This is a genomic window from Ralstonia sp. VS2407, assembly GCF_052950655.1.
Genome location: NZ_JBRFVG010000275.1, coordinates 1 through 462 on the forward strand (window position 1 = coordinate 1; position 462 = coordinate 462).

A 462-nucleotide genomic window follows, 5' to 3' on the forward strand; every position below is an offset into this window, starting at 1 on the left:
TCTCGGGACTTCGCCCCGTATCGCAGCAGTTTCATGAATTCGCCCAGTGAGTTCAAACAGGTGTGCCGGGCGCGGCGCGGCAACGGATCGCGGCCGCCGCGCGGCGCGCGTCAGTTCGACCAGCCGCCGTCGATCAAATGGATCGCCCCCGTCGTGAACGACGCCTCGTCGGACGCGAGATACGCGACAAGCGCCGCGATCTCCTGCGGCCTGCCGATGCGCGCCATCGGCTGGCGCGCGACGAACGCGGCGCGCACCGCGTCGATCGGCTCGCCGCGCGCGCGCGCCTGCTCGGCGATGCGCGCATCGAGCGACGGCGATTCGACGGTGCCGGGGCAAATCGCATTGCAGCGAATCCCGTGCGTGACGAAATCGGCCGCGACCGCTTTCGTCAAGCCGATCACGGCCGCCTTCGTCGCGCCGTAGACGCACCGGTTCGGTACGCCCTTCACGCTGGACGCG

1 protein-coding gene is annotated in these 462 nt (G+C 69.9%); it reads right to left on the reverse strand.

The genetic code is table 11. The features are described 5' to 3' along the window. Positions 1 to 110: 110 nt before the first annotated feature. The coding region (locus ACU8YE_RS25025; protein ID WP_446930248.1) for an SDR family oxidoreductase at positions 111 to 462 on the reverse strand (352 nt) is incomplete at its 5' end.